Source organism: Paracoccus versutus (assembly GCF_000763885.1).
In the GTDB taxonomy this organism is placed as follows: domain Bacteria; phylum Pseudomonadota; class Alphaproteobacteria; order Rhodobacterales; family Rhodobacteraceae; genus Paracoccus; species Paracoccus versutus.
On the sequence record NZ_JRKO01000029.1, the window covers coordinates 40,104 to 61,552 of the forward strand.

Sequence of the window (21,449 nt, forward strand, 5' to 3'; positions counted from 1 at the left end):
ACTGGTCCGGGGCCGATGCTGGTCCTGGACGGTCGCGCTCAGCGGGCGTCCAGCGGCTTGTAATCGCGCCGCGGCGAGCCGACGTAAAGCTGGCGCGGGCGGCCGATCTTGTTCTGCGGGTCGGCGATCATCTCCTTCCACTGCGAGATCCAGCCGACGGTCCGCGACAGCGCGAAGATCGGGGTGAACATCGAGGTCGGGAAGCCCATGGCTTCCAGGATGATGCCCGAGTAGAAATCGACGTTGGGATAGAGCTTCTTCGAGACGAAATACTCGTCCTCCAGCGCGATCTTCTCGAGCTCCTTGGCGACTTGCAGCGTCGGGTTGTTGTGGACGCCCAGCAGGTCCAGCACCTCGTCGGCCGATTCCTTCATCACCTTGGCGCGCGGGTCGAAGTTCTTGTAGACGCGGTGGCCAAAGCCCATCAGCCGGAACGGGTCGTTCTTGTCCTTGGCGCGGGCGATGAATTCGGGGATGCGCTCGACCGAGCCGATCTCGCGCAGCATCTCCAGGCAGGCCTGGTTGGCGCCGCCATGCGCCGGGCCCCAGAGGCAGGCGATGCCGGCCGCGATGCAGGCAAAGGGGTTGGCCCCCGAAGAGCCGGCCAGGCGCACGGTCGAGGTCGAGGCGTTCTGCTCGTGATCGGCGTGCAGCGTGAAGATGCGGTCCATGGCGCGGGCCAGGGCCGGATCGACATTATAGGGCTCGGCCGGGACCGAGAAGCACATGTGCAGGAAGTTGCTGGCATAATCCAGCTCGTTCCGGGGATAGACGAAGGGCTGGCCCAGCGAATACTTGTAGGCCATGGCGGCGATGGTCGGCACCTTGGCGATCAGCCGGATCGAGGCGATCTCGCGCTGCACCGGGTCGTTGATGTCGATCGAATCGTGGTAGAAGGCGGACATCGCGCCCACGACGCCCACCATGGTCGCCATCGGGTGGCTGTCGCGGCGGAAGCCGCGGAAGAAATAGTGCATCTGCTCATGCACCATGGTGTGGCGGGTGATCCGGGTCTCGAAATCGACCAGCTGGTCGGGGGTCGGCAATTCGCCGTAAAGCAGCAGGTAGCAGACTTCCAGGTAATGCGACTGCGCGGCCAATTGCTCGATCGGATAGCCGCGATACCACAGCTCGCCCTTGTCCCCGTCGATATAGGTGATCGTCGAATCACAGGACGCGGTCGAGGTAAAGCCGGGGTCATAGGTGAAAACGCCCGCCTCGCCGTAGAGCTTGCGGATGTCGACCACATCCGGCCCCGCGGTCGGGGACAGGACCGCGAGGTCGTAGTCCTTGCCCGCCAGATGCAGTCTTGCGGCTTTTTCTTCTGCCATTCCCAGTTCCTTTCACCTGTCTCCGGCCCGCAGGCCGGGTGATGGGGGCGGGTCTCAGCCCGCTTGATCCTGCAGCCGGGCCACCGTTTCGTCGCGGCCAAGCGCCAACATCATGTCGAACACGCTGGGGGTGGAACTGCGCCCGGCCAGTGCCGCGCGAAGCGGCGCTGCGACCTTGCCCAGCCCCAGCCCGTGCGACTCGCCAATCCGCTTGGCTGCCGCTTCGAGTTCGTTGCGGTCCCAGCTAGCATTCTGCACCGCGGCAGTCAATTCAGTCAGTATACCACGGGATACAGTATCCAGCGCCGCTGCCGCCTTTTCCTCGACCGCGACCGGCCGGTCGATCAGCGCGAAATGCGCCTGGTCGAGCAGCGCGGGCAGGGTCTTGGCCTTGGCCTTCAGCGCCTCCAGCGCGGGAAGCAGCCGGGCGATCTGGCGTCCGGACAGCGGCGGTGCGCCGGTCGCGGCGCGGAAACGCGCGATTTCCTCCAGCAATTCGGCATCTCCCATCCGGGCGATATGCCAGCCGCTGACATGTTCCAGCTTCTTGAAGTCCAGCCGGGCCGGGGCCTTGCCGATGCCGTCCAGGTCGAACCAGGCCCTGGCCTGGGCATCGTCGAACAGCTCGTCGTCGCCATGGCTCCAGCCCAGCCGCGCCAGGTAGTTGCGCATCGCCGCCGCCGGATAGCCCATGGCGGCATATTCGTGCAGGCCCACGGCGCCATGGCGCTTGGACAGCTTCTTGCCGTCCGGCCCGTGGATCAGCGGGATATGGGCAAAGACCGGGATGTCCCAGCCCATCGCCTGATAGATCTGGATCTGCCGCGCGGCATTGGTCAGGTGGTCGTCGCCCCGGATCACATGGGTCACGCCCATGTCGTGGTCGTCCACCACCACCGCCAGCATATAGGTGGGCGTCCCGTCCGAGCGCAGCAGCACCATGTCGTCCAGCTGCGCATTGCCGAAGGTCACGTCGCCCTGCACCGCATCGCGCACCACGGTTTCGCCGTCGCGCGGCGCCTTCAGCCGGATCGCATGGGGGCCGTCGGGCAGGCTGGCCGGATCGGCGTCGCGCCAGGGCGACAGGAACAGGGTCGAGCGCCCCTCGGCCTTGGCCTTTTCGCGAAAGGCCTCGATCTCCTCGGCGGTCGAGAAGCATTTGTAGGCGGTGCCGTTTTCCAGCATGGCGCGGGCGACCTCGGCATGGCGGGCGACGCCGGCGAACTGGCTGACCGGCTCGCCGTCCCAGTCCAGGCCCAGCCAGCGCAGGCCCTGCAGGATCGCCTCGGTCGCCTCGGGGGTCGAGCGGGCGCGGTCGGTATCCTCGATCCGCAGCAGGAATTTTCCGCCCCGCCCGCGGGCATAGAGCCAGTTGAACAGGGCCGTCCGCGCGCCCCCGATATGCAGGTAGCCGGTGGGCGAGGGCGCGAAGCGGGTCACGACGGGGCGGGAATCAGTCATCAGCGGTCCGGTCAGTTTCAGAAAACGGGGCCATCGGCCATGCCCGTTAATCCTTTCGAAAGGTCGGCATGCCAATCTTGGCGCCACAGATAAGCAAGTGCCACGGCAAGGACAAGTTTTGGTGACGGAATCGGTGAATGCTTTGCAAACGCGGCTGCCGGCCCTGGCGCCGCGCGGCGGGCGGCAGGCGGCGGCCGGGCTGCGGCCGTCGGTCGGCATTCGCGCCGGGCTGCTGCCCTGGATGCCCTTCTGGCTTGCGCTGGGCATCGGCGGCTGGTTCCTGCTGCCGCGGGAACCGGGGCCGGGCTTCCATGCCGGGCTGGTCCTGGCCGGGGTCGCCTGCCTGCTGCTGCCCGGCGGGGCGATGCGGCTGGCCGGGTCCGGCAGGCTGGGCTGGGCCTGGGCGGACCGGCTGCGGCTGGCCGCCTTCGCAGCCTTGCTGGTGGTGCTGGGGGCGGGGCTCGCCGGGGTCCGGGCGCATTTGGTCGCCGCCCCGGTGCTGGATTTCCGCTATTACGGCCCGGTCGAGGGGCGGGTCGTGGGCATCGACCGCTCGTCGCGCGACCGGATGCGGCTGCTGCTCGATCAGGTCGGGCTGCACGAGGTCGCGCCCGGCCGCACGCCGGCGCGGGTGCGGATCTCGCTGATGGAGCCGCAGGAACTGCCGGTGCCCGGCCAGCGCGTGATGCTGACCGCGCATCTGGGTCCGCCCGCCGGCCCGTCCGAGCCGGGCGGCTTCGACTTCCGCCGCCTGGCCTGGTTCGAACGCCTGGGCGCGGTGGGCTATGCCCGCGCGCCGGTGATGACGGTCGAGCCGCCGGCCGATGGCGGGGTGCTGGCGCTGCACCGCATCCGCATGTCGCTGTCCCAGGCCATGCAGGAGCGGATCGGCGGCCAGGCGGGGGCGGTCTCGGCCGCGCTGATGACCGGCGACCGTTCCGGCATCGCCGAGCAGACCAACCAGATCATGCGCGATTCGAATCTTTACCACATCGTGTCGATCTCGGGGCTGCACATGAGCATGCTGGCCGGCTTCGTCTATGCCGCGTTGCGGCTGGGCGGCGTGGCGGCGCAGGGGCTGGGCTGGGGGCGGTCGGTGCCGGTCCACAAGCTGGCGGCGGCGGGGGCGCTTGGCGCCTCGGCGCTGTATCTGTGGCTTTCGGGCGGCGGCGTCGCGACCGAGCGCGCCTTCATCATGGTGGCGGTGATGCTGCTTGCGATCATCGCCGACCGGCGCGCGGTGTCGCTGCGCACCGTCGCCGTCGCCGCCGGCCTCGTGCTGGTGCTGAACCCCGAGGCGCTGACCGAGGCTGGCTTCCAGATGAGCTTTGCCGCCACGGTCGCGCTGATCCTGATGCAGGAGCCATGGGCAAGGCTGTCGCCGCGGCTGCCCTGGTGGGCTCGGCCGGTCCTGATGCTGTTTCTGTCCTCCTTCGTGGCCGGCATGGTGACGGCCCCCATCGCCGCGGCGCATTTCGGGCGGATGACGCAATACGGCCTGCTGGCCAACATGCTGGTCGTGCCCGTCGTCGGCGCGCTGGTGATGCCGGGCGGGGTCTTCGCCGCGCTGCTGGCTCCGCTGGGCTTGGCGCAACCGGCCCTGTGGCTGATGGGGCTGGGAACCGGCTGGATGCTGGCGGTCGCGCAATGGATCTCGGACCTGGGCGGGGCGGTCACGCTGTTTCCCGTCGCGCCGCGCGCCGTCCTGCCGCTGATGGCCGTGGGCGCCATGCTGCTTTTGCCCGGTGCGCAGCCCGCGGGCGCGCGCGGTCCCCTGCCGCTTTTGCGCCGGGGCACGGGCATCGCCCTGTTGGCGGCGGCGGGGGTGCTGTGGCTGGGTGCGACACGCCCTGACATCCTGGTTTCGGCCCAGGGCGACGCGGTGGCGGTGCTGACCCCCGCGGGCAGGGTGCCTTCGAAGCCCGGCGGCGGCAGCTTCGCGGTAGAGAGCTGGCTCAAGGCCGATGGCGACGCCGCCGATCAGGCCGGTGCCGCGGCGCGCCCGCTGTGGCAGGGCCCGCCCGCGAATCGCTGGGCGGAACTCGACCGAGGCGGGATCCGGCTTCGCATCCGCCACCTGACCGGCAGGGCCACGCGCGAGGATGCCCGCGGCCAATGCCGCGAAGGCGGCATCCTGGTCGCGAACGCCGCCCTTTCCCCCAGCCCCGCCGCCCTGGGCGAATGCCTGGTTCTCGATCCGCCCTATCTGCGGAAACACGGCGCGGTGGCGATATTCCTGGAGCCTTCCGGCCCCAGATACGTTTCCGTCGACCGGCCGGGCATCCGCCGACTCTGGCACTGACGCAATCCGCATGGGGTCGAAGCAAATGCATGGTCTGGTCAATCGCTGTATCGAGGCGTTCCTGCGCAACACCTATGGCAGCGCGACCTGGCAGCAGGTCGCCGCCGAAGCCGATGTCCACCCCGACGGGTTCCTGACCTGGGAAAGCAGCCCGGACAGCATCACCCATGCCATCGTCCTCGCCTCGGCCCGGCGGCTCGACAAATCGGTGGGCGAGCTGCTCGAGGATGTCGGGGCATGGCTGAGCCGGCAGGAGCAGATCCGCCGGCTGTTGCGGTTCGGCGGCGCGAATTTCCAGGAATTCGTCGAATCGCTGCGTGAATTGCCGGGCCGCATCCACCTGGTGATCCCCGACCTGGAGTTTCCCGGATTCACGGTCCTGTCCGACGCGCCGGGACGCTACCGGATCATCGCCGAGCCGCACCAGCCGGGCCTGATGCGCGTCCTGGCCGGCATGCTGCGGGTGATGGCGGACGACTATGGCTCGCTTGCCGTCATTTCGGTCGTCCGGGACCGCATCGACATAGATGTCGTCCTGCCTGATTACTCCAGCAAGCGGGGCTTCGAGCTTTCCCCCAAGCGAGCGCAGATTTGAAAGACGCCGTGATAGACATTCGCACCCTGTCGGAGCTGATGCCGATGCATCTCATGGTGGATCGCGCCGGCGTGATGGTGTCGCGCGGCAAGACGCTTGCCAAGGTATTGGGCAGCGCGTCCCGCCTGGAGGACGCCTTCATTCCCGCCAACAACCTGGGCCACCGCATCCGTTTCGAGGAGCTGTTTCCCCAGCTTGGCTGCGGCAGGCGGGTCTTTTTGCAGCTGCGCGACCATGGCGGCGTTTCCCTGCGCGGGCATGGCGTGCATCTGTCGCCGGACATGGCCATGCTCAACCTGGGCTTCGGCATATATCTTTCCTCGGCAGTGCAGAAATTTGAATTGAACGATTCCGATTTTCCGCCGTCCGACCTGGCCATGGAATTCCTGTTCCTGCACGAGGCGAACCGCGCGGCGCTGCTGGAACTGTCGCGCGTCAACACCAGCCTGGAGGGCGCCCGCGAAAGCGCGCAGATCCTGTCGATCACCGATCCGCTGACCGGGCTGCTGAACAGGCGTGGCTTCGACGTCGTGTTTTCCAAGGCATTCGAGGCGCGCAACCGCAATCCCTTTGCGCTGGTCCACCTGGATCTCGACCATTTCAAGGAGGTCAACGACCGATTCGGCCATGCCGCCGGCGACCGCGTCCTGGTCACGGTGGCATCGGTCCTGGCCTCGGGGGTGCGTTCCGGCGACCGGGTCTGCCGCATCGGCGGGGACGAGTTCCTGATCCTGATCTTCTCCGACAGGCCGGAGGAGGATGCGATGAACGTCTGCACCCGGATGATCCACCAGATCATGGCCGCGAAAACCTATCCGTGCCGGATCACGGCCAGCATGGGCGTCGCGGTGTCCGGCAACAGGCGCATCACCCACCAGCACCAGCTGTTCGAGATGGCGGATGCGGCGCTTTACCAGGCGAAGTTGGCCGGCAAGGGCAGGGTGGTACTGTGGACCGATCCCGGCGGCTGATCCGCGCCTGGATGATCGGGGCGGATGATCGCGCTCCGGCCATGCCGCATGCCGCGCCTCAGCTGCGATCCGGTCCTGCTGTTCCGCGCCGCGGCGGCGCGTCCGCAGGATGGCCGGGCATGGACGGTGGGCGCGGGGCGCGGGATCGGCACAGGCGTCGCTCAACCATGAGGTTTTCTGCGCGCGCATTGCTGGTTACTGTGCGCCCAAACGAGTCGGGGGGTTGCGGGTATGCAGGTGGTCTTTCATTGCGGGGTTCACGGAACGGACCTCTATCGCATGGTCAAGACGCTGTTGCAGAACCGCGACTGGCTGCTGCGCAACGGGATCGAGCCCGTCACCCCGAACCGGCATGGCGAGATCTTCAACGAGGCGCTGAGCGCGCTGCGCGGTGGCCCCGCCACCAAGGCGATGGAGCAGGTGATGCTGGATGCGATCCTGGATTCGGACGATCCGCGCCGTATCATTTGCAGCACGCCCAGCTTTCTTGGCCGGGCGACGCGGGCCATCTCGCCCGAGGGGCTTTACGTCACCGCCGGCGAGAAGATGGCGGCGCTGGCCAACCTGTTTCCCAGCGCCGAGGTCGAGTTCTTCATCGCGCTGAAGAACCCGGCCACGCTGGTCCCGTTCGTCCTGTCGCAGGAGGGCAGCGGCAGCTATGCCGAGCTGATGGACGGCGTCGATCCCGAGGCGCTGCGCTGGGGGCCGGCGCTGCGGCGCATCCAGGCCGCGCTGCCCGGCCGGCGCCTGGTGGTCTGGTGCCACGAGGACACCTCGCTGATCTGGCCCGAGGTGGTGCGCCGCATCGCGACCATGCCCGCCGACGTGCCGCTCAAGGCCGGATTGCAGATCCTGGGCGACATCCTGCACCCCGACGGCATCCGCATGATCCGCGACGCGCTGGCGCAGGAAGAACGGCTGACCGTCGCAAGCCGCCGCCGCATCTTTGCCGCCGCCCTGGAGGCATATGGCCAGCCCGAGCAGATCGAGGTCGAGCTGAACCTGCCCGGCTGGACCCAGCAGATGGTCGATCGCATCACCGCCGCCTATGACGCCGACATGGCCGAGATCGCCGCCCTGCCCGGAATCGAATTCCTTACCCCCTGACCGGGCGATCCAGAAGGGCCGGCCAGGCGGCCGGTTTCCCGGCTTGCGGAATGCGGCGGGCCGGTGCGAAAGCGCAAGATCGGCTGCAATCGCCGGCCGGGGAACCGGAACCGCGGCAGGGCATGGCTGATTCTGCGGCAGCGGCGGGTTTTCATGAATGTCCCGGCGCGGGCTTCCAACGACACCGCGTCGGCGAGTGGCCCGGATTCGTGCCTGGCCTGACGCCGGGCCGGGCGATTTTCATGCAAAGGTGGAAATTTATTAAGTCATGCAATCATGACGTGTCGCGAAAATGGTGCGATATGGCGAATCCTGCGGCAAAAATCGTGGTGATGGCGTGGCCATTTCATCGGCGGACGGAAGATTTTCTATGGTGAACAACGGGTTTCACGGCCAGGGTTAATCATGTTGACCTTACGTAACCGTTCGGTTTGCGCGTGATGCATTGATCCTTTGCGGTTCTTGGTAATAATGTTTCAAAGCTATCTGTTATGGTGCAAATTTATTCTTAAATATTTTCGAAAGAGCTTGGTATAATATGGAAATGCTGAATGACATCGAAGTCATCCTGGGGGCCTGTTCGGCGCAAGAGGTCTGGCAGCATTACGTTGCGCGCCTGACCGAACTGGGTTTTCCCAACATTTCCTATCATGCGGTGCGGATCCTGGAGGCCTCATGCGACCGGATGCTGGAGGACCGCGTCCTGCTGTCTAGCTATCCGCCGCGCCTGATGCAGGAGCTTGCCGCGCTGGACCTGCTTGAAAGCCTGCCGATGCACCGCTGGCTGACCCATAACCGGGGCAGCGAAAGCTGGGACTGGATGCGGCGGCTCCGCCTGGCCGGGCGGCTGACGCCGCAGGAAGAGCGCGCGGCCGATGCTTTCGCCCGCTACGGCCATGTCGCGGGCTATGCGGTCGGCATGGGCGACGATGTGGAGCGGGTGCGCGCTGGCGTGATCCTCGGCGGCGCGATCGGCATGCGGCAGGACCGGCTGGACGCGCTTTGGGCGCAGCACGGCCGGCTTGTCGAGGCGCTGAGCCGGCTGGCGCATCTGCGCATCTCGACCCTGCCCCATGCCGAGCAGGAATGCGTGCTGACCCTGCGCCAGCGCGAGGTGCTGGAATGCATCTCGGTCGGCCGCACCACCCAGGAAATCGCCGAGATCCTGGACGTCACGCCGGCCACGGTGGAAAAGCATCTGCGGCTGGCGCGCAAGGCGCTGGGGGCCAAGACTACGGCGCAGGCGATCCTGCTGGCCGCCAGCCGCAGGCAGATCTTCAACTCCACTGCCGAGCCGCATGGCCCCGGACAGGGCGGGCATCCCTCGCCCGCCCGAGACGGCGCGCCGGGGCTGCCGGCGCGCGACCAGATCTGCGCCGGCTAGACGCATTGCGGCCGAGGCTGTGTGGAAACTCAGTCGAGCATGGTCGGGCACGGAACAATGTTCGCCTGCTGGCCTTGCGGAGAGACTTTGTTCTAAAGCGGGCCGCCGTGAATGTATTTCTAAGGAAACTGTTCTTCGTAAATTTTCAGAATTGGAGTTTTCACGCAGCCTCGGCCCGATGCCGTCGCGGAATGCGAAACGCCGGCCCAAAAGGGGGCCGGCGTCCGTAATCCGGGTCTGGTGAGAATCAGGCGCCGGCGCGGGTCTTGGCGACCTCGGCGGCGAAATCCTCTTCCTTCTTCTCGATGCCTTCGCCGACCACGACGCGGGCATAGCCGGTCACTTCGACGCCGGCCTCTTGCGCGGCCTGGGCCACGGTCACGTCGGGGTTGATGACGAATTTCTGGCCCAGCAGGGTCACTTCCTCGAAGAATTTCTTCATCCGGCCTTCGATCATCTTCTCGATCACCGCCTCGGGCTTGCCCGATTCGCGGGCCTGCTCGGTCAGCACCGACTTCTCGCGCTCGACCAGCGAGGGGTCCAGGTCGGCTTCTGACAGCGAGGCCGGGTTGGTCGCCGCGATATGCATGGCGATCTGCTTGCCGATCTCCTGCGCCTTGGCGGCATCGCCCTTCAGCGCGACCAGCACGCCGATCTTGCCCATGCCCTCGGCAGCGGCGTTATGCACGTAAGAGACGATGGTGTCGCCTTCCAGCGCGTGCATCCGGCGCAGGGTCATGTTCTCGCCGATGCGGGCGATGGCGTCGGTCAGCACGTCCTCGACCGGGCGGCCGTTCAGATGCGTGGCCTTCAGCACCTCGACATCGGTGGCGGCGTCCAGCGCGACATTGGTGATCTCGCGCACGAGCTGCTGGAAATCGGCGTTCTTGGCGACGAAATCGGTTTCCGAGTTCAGTTCGACGGCGACCCCGCGGCCGGCGCGGACGGCGACGCCCACCAGGCCCTCGGCGGCGACGCGGCCCGATTTCTTGGCGGCCTTGGCCAGACCCTTGGTGCGCAGCCAGTCGACGGCGGCTTCCATGTCGCCATTGGTTTCGGTCAGCGCCTTCTTGGCGTCCATCATGCCCGCGCCGGTGGTTTCGCGCAGGTCTTTCACCATAGCAGCGGTGATAGCCATCGAGAGTCTCCTTGCTTTTCAATGCGTCAGGCGGGGTTTATCCCCGCCTGATGAATGTTCCGTAAACCTGCCGCGGCCCGCTTGGGACCGGCGCCGATCAGGCTTCGGCGGCTTCCTCAGCGGTCTCGCCGGCCAGCTCTTCCTCGACGCTGGCTTCCAGCGCGCCCAGGTCCACGCCGGCAGCGCCCATCTGCGCGGTCATGCCGTCCAGCGCGGCGCGGCTGACCAGGTCGCAGTAAAGCGCGATGGCGCGGGCGGCGTCGTCGTTGCCGGGGATGACATAGTCCACGCCCTTGGGCGAGCAGTTGGTGTCGACCACGGCGACCACCGGGATGCCCAGCTTCTTCGCCTCGGCGATGGCCAGGTCTTCCTTGTTCACGTCGATGACGAACAGCAGGTCGGGCAGGCCGCCCATCTCGCGGATGCCGCCCAGCGAGGCTTGCAGCTTGGCCTGCTCGCGCTCCATCTGCAGCCGTTCCTTCTTGGTCAGGCCCTCGGCGCCCGAACCCAGCGTCTCGTCAAGCGCCTTCAGGCGCTGGATCGACTGCGAGACGGTCTTCCAGTTGGTCAGCGTGCCGCCCAGCCAGCGGTGGTTCATGTAGAACTGCGCCGAACGCTCGGCCGCGTCGGCGACGGCTTTCTGCGCCTGGCGCTTGGTGCCGACGAACAGCACGCGGCCGCCCTTGGCGACGGTGTCGCGCACCACCTGCAGCGCCGCGTCCAGCATCGGCACGGTCTGGGTCAGGTCGACGATGTGGATGCCGTTGCGTTCACCATAGATGAACTCGGCCATGCGGGGGTTCCAGCGCTGGGTCTGGTGGCCGTAATGAACGCCAGCTTCAAGCAGCTGACGCATGGAGAATTCGGGAAGCGCCATGTCCATGTCCTTTCCGGTTTGCGCCTTGGCGGGGCTTTCAGGGGCTTGCCCCAACCGGTGGACCGTCGAAGGATGTCTCCCTCCGGGGCCCGACCCCGCCTGTGAAGTGCGCGCGAAATAGTCCTTTTCCGCCCGGAATGCAAGCCCCGGCGACAGGAAATGGGTCGGTTTCGCGGCAATTCGGGACAGATGGCCTTCCGCCCCGCCCGCGTCAACCGAAATTCAATCTTTCTGCGCGATCCTGCGCGAAACCGGCTGAATCGGAGGGGGCGGATGATCGCTGCGGAAGGAAAAGGACGGCCTGGCCCGGTCGCCGGGGGCCGGCGATGGCGCTGACGGTGCTGGTCCAGCATCCCCGCGGCGAATTGCGCGAAGCCGCCGTCGCTGCGTTGGAGGCGGCGGGGATGGCGGTGCAGCGATCCTGCGACGGCGCCGAGGGGCTGGCGCTGCTCAGGACCGCTTCCGTCGACGTGATCCTGACGGGGATCAACATGCGGCGGGTCTGCGGTTTCGGCTTCATCGAGGCGGTGCGGCGCCAGGCCCGGCTGCGCGACATCCCGATCCTGGTCATGGCCGTTTCGGCCACGCCGCAGCTGAAGGCCCGCGCCCGCAATGCCGGGGCGGCGGGTTGGCTGCCCTATCCGCTCGACCCGGTGCGGCTGGTCGAGACGGTGCGCATGGTCGCCACCCCCGATGGCCGTCCCCCGTGACCGCGGCAAGGGCGCGCGGGCAGGCGGGGCAGCATCGGCCCTCGCCATGCGGCAGCGTGAACTGCCCCGCCCTCGGCTACGATGGTGGTGATTCCCCAAGGGCGAATGGCAAGTCAGCGACGCCTCGGGACCATCCTTCCCAAGACCTGTCCCGCAGTAGAATGGATGCTTGCCCGGCCAGGCGAGGGTCGCCTTGCGTTCAGTAGCTGCCTATCGCAGGCTGTGCCCTGTGCCCTGTGCCCTGTGCCCTGTGCCCTGTGCCCTGTGCCCTGTGCCCTGTGCCCTGTGCCCTGTGCCCTGTGCCCTGTGCCCTGTGCCCTGTGCTCTGTGCCCTGTGCCCTGTGCTCTGTGCCCTGTGCCCTGTGCCCTGCGGCATCGTATCTGCGTCCCAGGCATTGGCCTCCCTCCGTGCCGTCTGGCCTTCGTCGAATCGGCGGGCAGGCACCGGGCGACAGACGGTCGGCTGCATCTGCACCCCTGGCTGTGCTGCGGCCCATCGTCTTCCCGGCGCGGCGGACTCACTTGCCCGAAAGGCGCTGGTCGTTTAAACAGTCCGGGCGTCGCCCTCTTAGCTCAGCTGGCCAGAGCAACCGCCTTGTAAGCGGTAGGTCGTCCGTTCGAATCGGACAGGGGGCACGCGTAGCCGACGGCGACGAAAACCAAGCCGCGCCGGACGGGAAAATTCCCTCACCGCTCCCTCACCGCTCCCTCACCGCTCCCTCACCGCTCCCTCACCGCTCCCTCACCGCTCCCTCACCGCTTTCCTCGCCCCGTTCACCCGATGCGACCAAGCCATGCCGGGCCGCCGCAGCCGGCCTGCCGGGGATCCCGTGGAAACCCGGCAAGAAACGCAACGGCCGGATGCGCATCCCGCGCCCCGGCTTGCGATGGCCCGGCTTGCGATGCGCGATCACGCGGCCCAGGCAATGGTCTCCGGCCGGAATCCCGGCCGACCCGGCAAGTTCCATTCTTCCTTGTCCAAATATCCTCGGGGGGTCCGGGGGGCAGACAGCCCCCCGGCCTTGGCGCAGATCACTCCATGAAGAAGGCAAACCGGATCACGAACAGCGCGGCGACGATCCAGGTCGCGGCATGCACCTCGCGCGCGCGGCCGGTCGCCAGCTTGATCGCGGCATAGCTCACGAAACCGAAGGCCAGGCCATTGGCGATGGAATAGGTGAAGGGCATCATCAGCGCCGTCAGCACGGCGGGCGCGCTTTCGGTGACGTCGCTCCACTGGATCTCCTCGAACTCGCGCACCATCAGGCAGGCGACGTAAAGCAGCGCCGGCCCGGTGGCATAGGCCGGGACCGAGCCCGCCAGCGGCGCAAAGAACACCGCCAGCAGGAACAGACCCGCCACGACCAGCGCGGTCAGCCCGGTGCGCCCGCCCGCCTGCACGCCCGAGGCGCTTTCGACATAGGCGGTGGTCGAGCTGGTGCCCAGCATCGAGCCGGCCAGGATCGCCGTCGAATCCGCCATCAGCGCCCGGCCCAGGTTCTTGTTGGTATGGGCCGGCCCCTCGGTCAGCAGGCCGGCGCGCTTGGCCACGCCGATCAGCGTGCCGGTGGCGTCGAAGACCTCGACCAGCACCATGACCAGGATGACGTGGAAGATGCCGACGGTCAGCGCCCCGGCGATGTCGAGCTGCATGAAGGTCGGCATGATCGAGGGCGGCATCGAGATCACCCCGGCAAAGGGGCTGGCGCCGATGGCGATCGAGACGACGGTGATGACCAGGATGCCGATCAGGATCGAGCCGCGCACCTTCAGCGCATCCAGCGCCGCGATGATGAAGAAGCCGACGATGGCCAGCAGCGTGCCGGTCTGGGTCAGGTCGCCCAGGCCGACCAGCGTCGCCGGATTGTCCACCACGATGCCCGAGTTCTTCAGCGCGATCAGCCCTAGGAACATGCCGATGCCGGCCGCGATGGCGCTGCGCATGGATGTGGGGATGCCCGCGATCAGCCAGCGCCGGATGCCCGTCACCGACAGGAACAGGAACACCAGGCCCGAGATGAACACCGCTCCCAGCGCCTGTTGCCAGGTGAACCCCAGCGCGCCGACCACGGTGAAGGCGAAAAAGGCATTCAGCCCCATGCCGGGCGCCATGCCGATGGGCCAGTTGGCCCAAAGCGCCATGATCGCCGATCCCAGCGCCGCGGCCAGGCAGGTCGCGACGAAGACCGCGTTGCGATCCATGCCGGTCGAGGACAGGATCTCGGGGTTCACGAAGATGATGTAGGCCATCGTCAGGAAGGTGGTTATCCCCGCGATCACCTCGGTTCTGGCGCTGGTGCCATGGGCCGTCAGGCCGAAGCGCTTGTCGAGCACGGTTCCTTCCCCTGGACTGATGCTGGCGCCGCTGGCCGTCAGGCCGGATTGCTTGTCTGGCATGATTCCTCCCATTGGCGGTTTGCCCGCCATGCTGGCCAGATTATGCCCAGGCATCTTCAACGAGAATGCAGGGTCTGGCGACAGAGTTTCAACGGGACGTTAATAAACAGCCATTTTCAAGAAAAACTTGGTTCTGTTTATAGAAATTCTCGGGTTGCCTGCGGGGCCGGCAGGGTGATGAGTGCTAGTCAGCCAGAAATCAGGAAAGGAAGCAAGCGATGCGATACAGCCGCGACATGATCGGTTATGGCGAGCATACGCCCGATCCCAAATGGCCCGGCGATGCCCGGATCGCGGTGCAGATCGTCATCAACTACGAGGAAGGCGGCGAAAACAGCATCGAGCATGGCGACGCCGCCTCGGAAGCCTTCCTGTCCGAGATCATCGGCTGCCAGCCCTGGCCTGGCCAGCGCCACTGGAACATGGAATCGATCTATGACTATGGCGCGCGGGCGGGGTTCTGGCGGCTCCACCGGCTGCTCAGCGACGTGCCCGTGACCGTCTACGGCGTCGCGACCGCGCTGGAGCGCGCGCCCGAACAGGTCGCCGCCATGCAGGCCGCCGGCTGGGAGATCGCCACCCACGGCCTGAAATGGATCGACTACCGCGACATCCCGCGCGAGGTCGAGGCCGAGCATATCGCCCGCGCGGTCGAGCTGCACACCCGCGTCACCGGCGAGCGGCCGCGCGGCTTCTACCAGGGCCGCACCTCGATGAACACGGTGGCTCTGGGCTGCGAGGAGGGCGGATTCGAATACCTGGCCGACACCATCGCCGACGACCTGCCCTATTGGCATGTCCACGACGGCAAGCCGCAGCTGATGGTGCCCTATACGATGGACGCCAACGACATGCGCTTTTCCTCGGGGCAGGGCTTCGGCACCGGGGTCGAGTTCTTCGACTACCTGCGCGACAGCTTCGACGTGCTTTATGCCGAGGGAAAGGCCGGCGCGCCCAAGATGATGTCCATCGGCCTGCATTGCCGCCTGGCCGGCCGGCCGGGCCGGGCCATGGCGATCAAGCGCTTCCTCGACCATGCCCGCAGCCACGAGGGGGTCTGGTTCGCCACCCGGCTCGACATCGCGCGGCACTGGGCGCGGGCGCATCCCTGGCAGCCCAGGCAGCGCCCCTCGCAGATGGACCGCGAGGCGTTCGTCGAGAAATTCGGCGGCATCTACGAGCATTCGCCCTGGATCGCCGAGCGCGTCTGGGAGGGCGAGATGGGCGCGATCCACGACACCGCCGCCGGGCTTGCCGCGCGCATGGCGCAGGTCTTCCGTGCGGCCAGCGACGAAGAGCGGCTGGGCGTGCTGCTGGCGCACCCGGACCTGGCCGGCAAGCTGGCCGCGGCCAAGCGCCTGACCGCCGACAGCACCGCCGAACAGGCCAGCGCCGGGCTCGACAGCCTGACCGATGCCGAGCGCGCCGAGTTCGACCGCCTGAACACGGCCTATGTGGAAAAGCACGGCTTCCCCTTCATCATCGCCGTGCGCGACCACGACAAGCCGGGGATCATGGCCGCCATGCGCCGGCGCCTCGACAACGACAGCGCGACCGAGCGCGCCGAGGCCGAGCGCCAGGTGAGCCGCATCGGCGCGCTGCGCCTGCAGCAGATGCTGGGCGATGCCTGAGCCCCGGCCCCGCCCGCCGTTGGTCGCGGGCGGGGTTTGCCAGCCACGATCCGGGCCAGAGAGACCCCGGCGCAACGGAGACCTGACATGACCGCCAAGACCCCGACCTATGCCGGGCCTTTCGCCGGCCTGCCACCGCAGACCGACCTGTCCACCGACACCGCCACCTTCACCGAGGCCTATGCCGTCATCCCCGCCAGCACGATGCGCGACATCGTCACCAGCTTCCTGCCGGGCTGGACGGGGATGCGGATGTGGATGATCGCCCGGCCGCTCTCGGGTTTTGCCGAGACCTTCAGCCAGTATATCGTCGAGCTGGCGCCGCAGGGCGGCTCGGACCGGCCCGAGGACGACGCGGGCGTGCAGGCCGCGATCTTCGTCACCGAGGGCGCGGTCACGCTGACCATCGACGGCAAGGCGCATGAACTGGTGCCCGGCGGCTTTGCCTATATCCCCGCCGGCATGGCCTGGTCGGTGCGCAATGGTGCCGAGACCTCGCGCTTCCACTGGTGGCGCAAGCGCTGGCAGGCGGTCGAGGGGCTGGAAAAGCCCGAGGTGATCGTCGCCAACGAGCGCGACATCGCCCCGATCCCGATGCCCGAGACTAATGACAGCTGGGCCACCACCCGCTTCATGGACCCGGCGGACATGCGCCACGACATGCATATCACCATCGTGACCTTCAAGCCGGGCGGCTCGATCCCCTTTGCCGAGACGCATGTGATGGAGCATGGGCTGTTCGTCATCGAGGGCAAGGCGGTCTACCGGCTGAACCGCGACTGGGTCGAGGTGGGCCCCGGCGATTTCATGTGGCTGCGCGCCTTTTGCCCGCAATGCTGCTATGCCGGCGGGCCGGGGAATTTCCGCTATCTGCTCTACAAGGACGTGAACCGGCACGCGCCGATCTGGAAGTAGGAGGGGGGCTCTGCCCCCAGCCGCTGCGCGGCTTCCCCCGGGGTATTTGGAAAACGGAGAAAGCCGGTCAGCGGGCGCGGCGGAAGGTCAGGTTGATGCGGGCGGCGCCGGTCAGCGGATGCTCGCCCGGCTTGAGCGTCAGGATGCCGTGCCAGTTCAGCCGCGCCGGCCCGCCCCAGACCACCAAGTCGCCGTGGGTCAGCGCATGTTTCGCCACCGGGTCGCCGCGCCGGGGACCGCCGAACTGGAAGGTCGCGGGCAGGCCCAGCGAGACCGAGACGATGGGCGCGTCGAGATCTGCCTCGTCGCGGTCCTGGTGCAGGCCCATCTTGACCCCCGGCACGTAGCGGTTGACCAGGCAGGCATCGGGCCGGAAATCGGGGAAGCCCGCGCGCGCCGCGGCCTCTTGTGCCAACTGCCGGAAGCGCTGCGGCATTTCGGGCCAGGGCCGGCCGGTCAGCGGGTCCAGCGGCTCGTAGCGATAGCCGCGCCGGTCGCTGACCCAGCCGAGCGCGCCGCAATTCGTCATCTCGACGCCGATCGTGCGCCCGCCGGGCGTCTGCATCTGCCGGAAGGGCGAAATGCCGGCGATGTGCGCGACCTCTTCGACCATGGCGGGGTCGGGCGCGAAGCCGCGCAGGATCATGGCGCCGGGGCCGAGGGGTTCGTCGCGGCGGGTTCCGAACAGGTCTGGTTCCATGCAGCCCTCCCACGGGATTGTCATGTGCTGCGGCTTGACCTGTGGCCATGGCGATGGCTTTCAGGTCGGGCCACAGGAAAGGATTCTTGCCATGCGCCGCCCCCTTGCCGCAATCGCCCTGACGCTGCTTTGCGTCCTGCCCCTGGCGCCGGCCGCGGCGCAGGACCGCAGCCCGGCCGAGGTCGCGGCGATCAAGCGGGCGGTGTTCGACGGTCCCGGCCTGCCGGTGATGGGCAATGCCGGGGGCGATGCGGTGCTGGTCGAGTTCTCGGACTACAATTGCGGCTTTTGCCGCAAGAGCGCGCCGGAGGTGGCGGCGCTGCTGCAATCGGATCCCGGCGTGAGGCTGGTGGTGCATGAGATCCCGATCTTCGGCGAGGGCTCGCGCTTTGCCGCCGAGGCAGCGCTGGCCGCCCAGGCGCAGGGCAAGTATCCCGAGTTCCACCGCGCGCTGATGGCGATGCGCGGCAAGGCCGAGAAGGCGTCGGTGCTGCGCGTCGCCCGCGAGGTCGGGCTGGACGTGGCGCGGCTGCAGCGCGACATGCAGGCGCCCGAGATCACCCGGCGGATCGAGGAATCGCTGGCGCTGGCCGACGAGATCGGGCTGGTCGGCACGCCCAGCTTCGTCGCCGGCGAGCGGGCGATCTTCGGCTATCTGGCCAAGGACGACCTGGCCGAGCTGGTGGCCGAGGCGCGCGCCGCGAAATAGCGCGCGCCGGTCCGGCATCAGGTGCGGATGTCGACGCCCAGGTGCTTGGCGACGGTGAAGATGTCCTTGTCGCCGCGGCCCGACAGGTTCACCACCATGATGTGGTCGCGCGGCAAGTCCGGCGCGATCTTGATGACATGGGCCAGCGCGTGGCTGGGTTCCAGCGCCGGGATGATGCCTTCGAGCCGGCAGAGGGTCTGGAAGGCCGCCAGCGCCTCGTCATCGGTCACGCTGACATATTCGGCGCGGCCCTGTTCCTTGAGCCAGGCATGTTCCGGGCCGATGCCGGGATAGTCGAGCCCGGCGCTGATCGAATGCCCTTCCAGGATCTGGCCCTCGTCGTCCTGCAGCAGATAGGTGCGGTTGCCGTGCAGCACGCCGGGGCGGCCGCCGGTCAGGCTGGCGCAATGCTGCATGCGCTCGTCCACGCCCTTGCCGCCGGCCTCGACGCCGATGATGCGGACCGAAGGATCGTCGAGGAAGGGGTGGAACAGCCCCATGGCGTTCGAGCCGCCGCCGATGGCCGCGACCACGCTGTCGGGCAGCCGCCCCTCGCCCTCCTGCTCGGCCAGTTGGCGGCGGGTCTCGCGGCCGATGATGCATTGGAAGTCGCGCACCATCGCGGGATAGGGATGCGGGCCGGCCACCGTGCCGATGCAGTAGAAGGTGTCGCGGACGTTCGTCACCCAGTCGCGCAGCGCGTCGTTCATCGCGTCCTTGAGCGTGCCGCGGCCCGAGGTGACGGGCACCACCTCGGCGCCCAGCAGCCGCATGCGGAAGACGTTCGGCGCCTGGCGCTCGACGTCATGCGCCCCCATGTAGACGATGCATTTCAGCCCGAAGCGGGCGCAGACCGTGGCCGTCGCCACGCCATGCTGGCCGGCGCCGGTCTCGGCGATGATGCGGGTCTTGCCCATGCGGCGCGCCAGCAGGATCTGGCCCAGCACGTTGTTGATCTTGTGGCTGCCGGTATGGTTCAGCTCTTCGCGCTTGAGATAGATCTTCGCGCCGCCCAGTTCCTCGGTCAGGCGCGGGGCGAAATAGAGCGGGCTGGGGCGGCCGACGTAATGTTTCCAGAGATCGTCCATCTCGGCCCAGAAGGCGGGGTCGTCCTTGGCGCGGTCGTATTCCGCCTGGAGGTCGAGGATCAGCGGCATCAGCGTCTCGCTGACGAAGCGGCCGCCGAAGATGCCGAAGCGGCCCTGTTCGTCCGGGCCGGTCATGAAGCTGTTGATGAGGTCTTCGGCCATGGCTTTCCTCGCGCGCGGTCGGGTGGGTATTTGGGCAACAGAGAAGCCCCGTCAGAGGGATTTCTTATATCCGATATGGGAAGGGGTAAAGCCGAGCCTGTCGTAGAAGCGATGAGCCTCTGTGCGGCTGCGGTTGGTGGTGAATTGCAGGAGCGTGCAGCCGGCCGCGCGGGCGCGGGATTCGGCGTCGCGGATCAGCGCCGCGCCGATGCCCCGGCCGCGCAAGTCGGGGCGGACGCGCACGCCCTCGATCTGGGCGCGGCGGGCGGCGCGGAGCGACAGGCCCGAGATGACGGTGATCTGGTAGCAGGCGATCACCTCGCCGCCCAGCAGGCCCACGACCAGGTGGTTCGCAGCCTCGGCCTGCATGGCGTCCCAGGCGGCGAGATAGGGGGCGAGGTCGCCTGCCTCCCGCGCCTGGCCCAGCATGTCGTCGCGCAGGAGGGCCAGGACGGCGGCGACCTCGTCGCGCCGGGCCTCGCGGAAGGCGACGGCGGTCACAGGATCGGGGCCGTGGCGCGGGCGATGAAGTTGCGGATGCGCTGCGGATCCTTGATGCCCGGCGCGCTTTCGACCCCGGAGGAGACGTCGATGCCGGGGGCGCGGGTCAGGCGGATCGCCTCGGCCACGTTTTCGGGCGTCAGGCCGCCGGCCAGCAGCCAGGGCTTGAGGATCTGCCGCCCGGCCAGCAGCCGCCAGTCGAAGGCCAGGCCGTTGCCGCCGGGCAGGGGCGCGTCCTTGGGCGGTTTTGCGTCGATCAGCAGCATATCGGCCACCAGGCCGTAGTCCCAGAGCTGATCGAGATCCTGCGGATCGGCAATGCCCACCGCCTTCATCACCGGCAGGCCGCTGCGTGCCTTGACCTCGGCCACGCGGGCGGGCGTCTCGGCGCCGTGCAGCTGGATCAGGTCCAGGGGCACGCGGGCGAGGACCGCCTCCAGCGCCGCGTCGTCGGGATCGACGAAGAGCCCGACCTTGGCCACGCCCAGCGGCACCTGCGCGGCAAGCTCGGCCGCCGCCTCGGGCGTCACATGGCGGGGGGATTTCGGGAAGAAGACGAAGCCGACATAGCGGGCGCCGGCCTCGACGGCCGCGGCAAGGCCGGCGGCCTCGGTCAGGCCGCAGATCTTGACGGAGATGGCCATGGGATCAGCGCGGTGCCGGCAGGGTCGATCCGGAGCCCGCCGGCGCGGCCGGCTTGCGCCCCGATTCGTCCAGGATCGCCAGCACGTCGTCGCGCGGCGCGGCATGGGTGCGGCGCAGGTCGCCGACCTCGCGCTGCAGCTGCGCCAGGTCATGCGCGCGGCGGCTGGATTCGGCGCGCAGATGCGATTCGCGCAGCCATTCCCAGACCAGGCCGACCAGCACGCCGGAGACCATGGCCAGGAACAGCGCCACAAAGGCTGGCATGGTCAGCGACCAGCGCCCGCCGGCGAATTGCGCCAGCGCCTCGGGCACCAGGCTGACGGTGACGAGCTGGCGATTCGCCGCCGCCAGCAGCATCAGCACGATGGCCAGAATGACAAGGAAGAAGACCCGGATCGTGCGCATCGCCTGAACCCCGCAAAGATTGACGCCGGCAATCTGGCCTATTCGTCGAGGCCGTTCAACCGTTCGCGCAACAGCTTGCCGGTCTTGAAGAAGGGCACATGCTTTTCGTCCACGCTGACGGTCTCGCCGGTGCGGGGGTTGCGGCCCTGGCGCGCGTCGCGCTTTTTCACCGAGAAGGCGCCGAAGCCGCGCAGTTCCACCCGGTCGCCGCGCGCCATGGCGTCGATGATCTCTTCGAAAACGGTGTTCACGATCCGCTCGACATCGCGCTGGAACAGATGCGGGTTTTCCTCGGAGATTTTCTGGATCAGTTCGGATCGGATCATTGCGGTTCCTGAATCTGGTGTTCCAACAATTCCTGTCGCGCGATCATAGGGCTGGCGGCGCGGCATTCAACGACAGAACGCATGGCCGGCGGTT

Annotated in this window: 21 protein-coding genes and 1 tRNA gene; 11 read left to right on the forward strand and 11 right to left on the reverse strand. The window is 67.8% G+C overall.

Annotated elements, in window-relative coordinates; genetic code table 11:
* Positions 1-38: 38 nt before the first annotated feature.
* Together gltA and gltX are read right to left on the reverse strand one after the other, a co-directional pair.
* Positions 39-1,331: a citrate synthase gene (gene gltA / locus IT40_RS14295; RefSeq protein WP_036756401.1), complete on the reverse strand. Its 1,293-nt coding sequence runs from the start codon at positions 1,329-1,331 to the stop codon at positions 39-41.
* A gap of 54 nt (positions 1,332-1,385) precedes the next feature.
* Positions 1,386-2,792, reverse strand: a complete 1,407-nt coding sequence (gltX, locus tag IT40_RS14300) for a glutamate--tRNA ligase (protein ID WP_036756404.1) — start codon at positions 2,790-2,792, stop codon at positions 1,386-1,388.
* A gap of 121 nt (positions 2,793-2,913) precedes the next feature.
* Here gltX and IT40_RS14305 point away from each other — a divergent pair, with 121 nt between their 5' ends.
* From IT40_RS14305 to IT40_RS14325, 6 genes are all read left to right on the forward strand, one after another.
* Entirely contained in the window at positions 2,914-5,094 is a 2,181-nt protein-coding gene (locus IT40_RS14305) for a ComEC/Rec2 family competence protein (RefSeq protein WP_052095962.1), read from the forward strand.
* Positions 5,095-5,119: 25 nt separating this feature from the next.
* Positions 5,120-5,689: a heme NO-binding domain-containing protein gene (locus IT40_RS14310; RefSeq protein WP_036756456.1), complete on the forward strand. Its 570-nt coding sequence runs from the start codon at positions 5,120-5,122 to the stop codon at positions 5,687-5,689.
* Between the two features lie 8 nt (positions 5,690-5,697).
* On the forward strand, positions 5,698-6,660 hold the full coding sequence (locus tag IT40_RS14315) for a GGDEF domain-containing protein (protein ID WP_036756457.1): 963 nt from the start codon (positions 5,698-5,700) through the stop codon (positions 6,658-6,660).
* 279 nt (positions 6,661-6,939) lie between these two features.
* Positions 6,940-7,767, forward strand: a complete 828-nt coding sequence (locus IT40_RS14320) for a hypothetical protein (RefSeq protein WP_243700233.1) — start codon at positions 6,940-6,942, stop codon at positions 7,765-7,767.
* A 122-nt stretch (positions 7,768-7,889) separates the two neighbouring features.
* Positions 7,890-8,144 carry a hypothetical protein gene (locus IT40_RS28660; RefSeq protein ID WP_157034076.1) on the forward strand — a complete coding sequence of 85 codons (255 nt, stop codon included), beginning with the start codon at positions 7,890-7,892 and terminating at the stop codon, positions 8,142-8,144.
* Positions 8,145-8,311: 167 nt separating this feature from the next.
* Positions 8,312-9,151 (forward strand): helix-turn-helix transcriptional regulator, encoded by an 840-nt coding sequence (locus tag IT40_RS14325; protein WP_243700234.1) that lies wholly within the window; start codon positions 8,312-8,314, stop codon positions 9,149-9,151.
* A 247-nt stretch (positions 9,152-9,398) separates the two neighbouring features.
* On the opposite strand, the gene tsf is transcribed toward IT40_RS14325, so the two are convergent.
* Both tsf and rpsB read right to left on the reverse strand, forming a co-directional pair.
* On the reverse strand, positions 9,399-10,289 hold the full coding sequence (tsf, locus tag IT40_RS14330) for a translation elongation factor Ts (protein ID WP_036756409.1): 891 nt from the start codon (positions 10,287-10,289) through the stop codon (positions 9,399-9,401).
* A 97-nt stretch (positions 10,290-10,386) separates the two neighbouring features.
* Positions 10,387-11,172: a 30S ribosomal protein S2 gene (gene rpsB / locus IT40_RS14335; RefSeq protein ID WP_036756459.1), complete on the reverse strand. Its 786-nt coding sequence runs from the start codon at positions 11,170-11,172 to the stop codon at positions 10,387-10,389.
* A gap of 320 nt (positions 11,173-11,492) precedes the next feature.
* Between rpsB and IT40_RS14340 the strand changes: the two genes are divergently transcribed.
* Both IT40_RS14340 and IT40_RS14345 read left to right on the forward strand, forming a co-directional pair.
* On the forward strand, positions 11,493-11,876 hold the full coding sequence (locus IT40_RS14340) for a response regulator (RefSeq protein ID WP_036756412.1): 384 nt from the start codon (positions 11,493-11,495) through the stop codon (positions 11,874-11,876).
* 562 nt (positions 11,877-12,438) lie between these two features.
* Positions 12,439-12,512 (forward strand) — tRNA-Thr (locus IT40_RS14345).
* 396 nt (positions 12,513-12,908) lie between these two features.
* Here the strand turns inward: IT40_RS14345 and IT40_RS14350 are convergent.
* On the reverse strand, positions 12,909-14,273 hold the full coding sequence (locus IT40_RS14350; protein WP_208021367.1) for an NCS2 family permease: 1,365 nt from the start codon (positions 14,271-14,273) through the stop codon (positions 12,909-12,911).
* A 218-nt stretch (positions 14,274-14,491) separates the two neighbouring features.
* Between IT40_RS14350 and puuE the strand changes: the two genes are divergently transcribed.
* Both puuE and IT40_RS14360 read left to right on the forward strand, forming a co-directional pair.
* Positions 14,492-15,904 (forward strand): allantoinase PuuE, encoded by a 1,413-nt coding sequence (gene puuE / locus IT40_RS14355; protein ID WP_036756415.1) that lies wholly within the window; start codon positions 14,492-14,494, stop codon positions 15,902-15,904.
* A gap of 87 nt (positions 15,905-15,991) precedes the next feature.
* Positions 15,992-16,819 carry a bifunctional allantoicase/(S)-ureidoglycine aminohydrolase gene (locus IT40_RS14360; RefSeq protein ID WP_036756418.1) on the forward strand — a complete coding sequence of 276 codons (828 nt, stop codon included), beginning with the start codon at positions 15,992-15,994 and terminating at the stop codon, positions 16,817-16,819.
* A gap of 67 nt (positions 16,820-16,886) precedes the next feature.
* Here IT40_RS14360 and alkB read toward each other — a convergent pair whose 3' ends face one another.
* Complete coding sequence (alkB, locus tag IT40_RS14365) at positions 16,887-17,519, reverse strand: DNA oxidative demethylase AlkB (protein ID WP_036756420.1); 633 nt, start codon at positions 17,517-17,519, stop codon at positions 16,887-16,889.
* Between the two features lie 91 nt (positions 17,520-17,610).
* Here alkB and IT40_RS14370 point away from each other — a divergent pair, with 91 nt between their 5' ends.
* A complete protein-coding gene (locus tag IT40_RS14370; RefSeq protein WP_036756422.1) occupies positions 17,611-18,228 on the forward strand; it encodes a DsbA family protein in 618 nt (205 codons plus the stop codon).
* A gap of 17 nt (positions 18,229-18,245) precedes the next feature.
* Here IT40_RS14370 and trpB read toward each other — a convergent pair whose 3' ends face one another.
* Genes trpB through ihfB form a run of 5 tightly spaced genes read right to left on the reverse strand, consistent with a single transcriptional unit; the run spans position 18,246 to position 21,355 of the window.
* Positions 18,246-19,478, reverse strand: a complete 1,233-nt coding sequence (trpB, locus tag IT40_RS14375; RefSeq protein ID WP_036756425.1) for a tryptophan synthase subunit beta — start codon at positions 19,476-19,478, stop codon at positions 18,246-18,248.
* Positions 19,479-19,529: 51 nt separating this feature from the next.
* Positions 19,530-19,979 carry a GNAT family N-acetyltransferase gene (locus IT40_RS14380; RefSeq protein ID WP_036756428.1) on the reverse strand — a complete coding sequence of 150 codons (450 nt, stop codon included), beginning with the start codon at positions 19,977-19,979 and terminating at the stop codon, positions 19,530-19,532.
* Positions 19,976-20,623, reverse strand: a complete 648-nt coding sequence (locus IT40_RS14385) for a phosphoribosylanthranilate isomerase (protein ID WP_036756431.1) — start codon at positions 20,621-20,623, stop codon at positions 19,976-19,978. Before IT40_RS14385 ends, IT40_RS14380 begins: the two co-directional genes overlap by 4 nt.
* Before the next feature lie 4 nt (positions 20,624-20,627).
* On the reverse strand, positions 20,628-21,029 hold the full coding sequence (locus IT40_RS14390) for a LapA family protein (RefSeq protein ID WP_036756434.1): 402 nt from the start codon (positions 21,027-21,029) through the stop codon (positions 20,628-20,630).
* Between the two features lie 38 nt (positions 21,030-21,067).
* On the reverse strand, positions 21,068-21,355 hold the full coding sequence (gene ihfB / locus IT40_RS14395; RefSeq protein WP_011750022.1) for an integration host factor subunit beta: 288 nt from the start codon (positions 21,353-21,355) through the stop codon (positions 21,068-21,070).
* Positions 21,356-21,449: the final 94 nt, after the last annotated feature.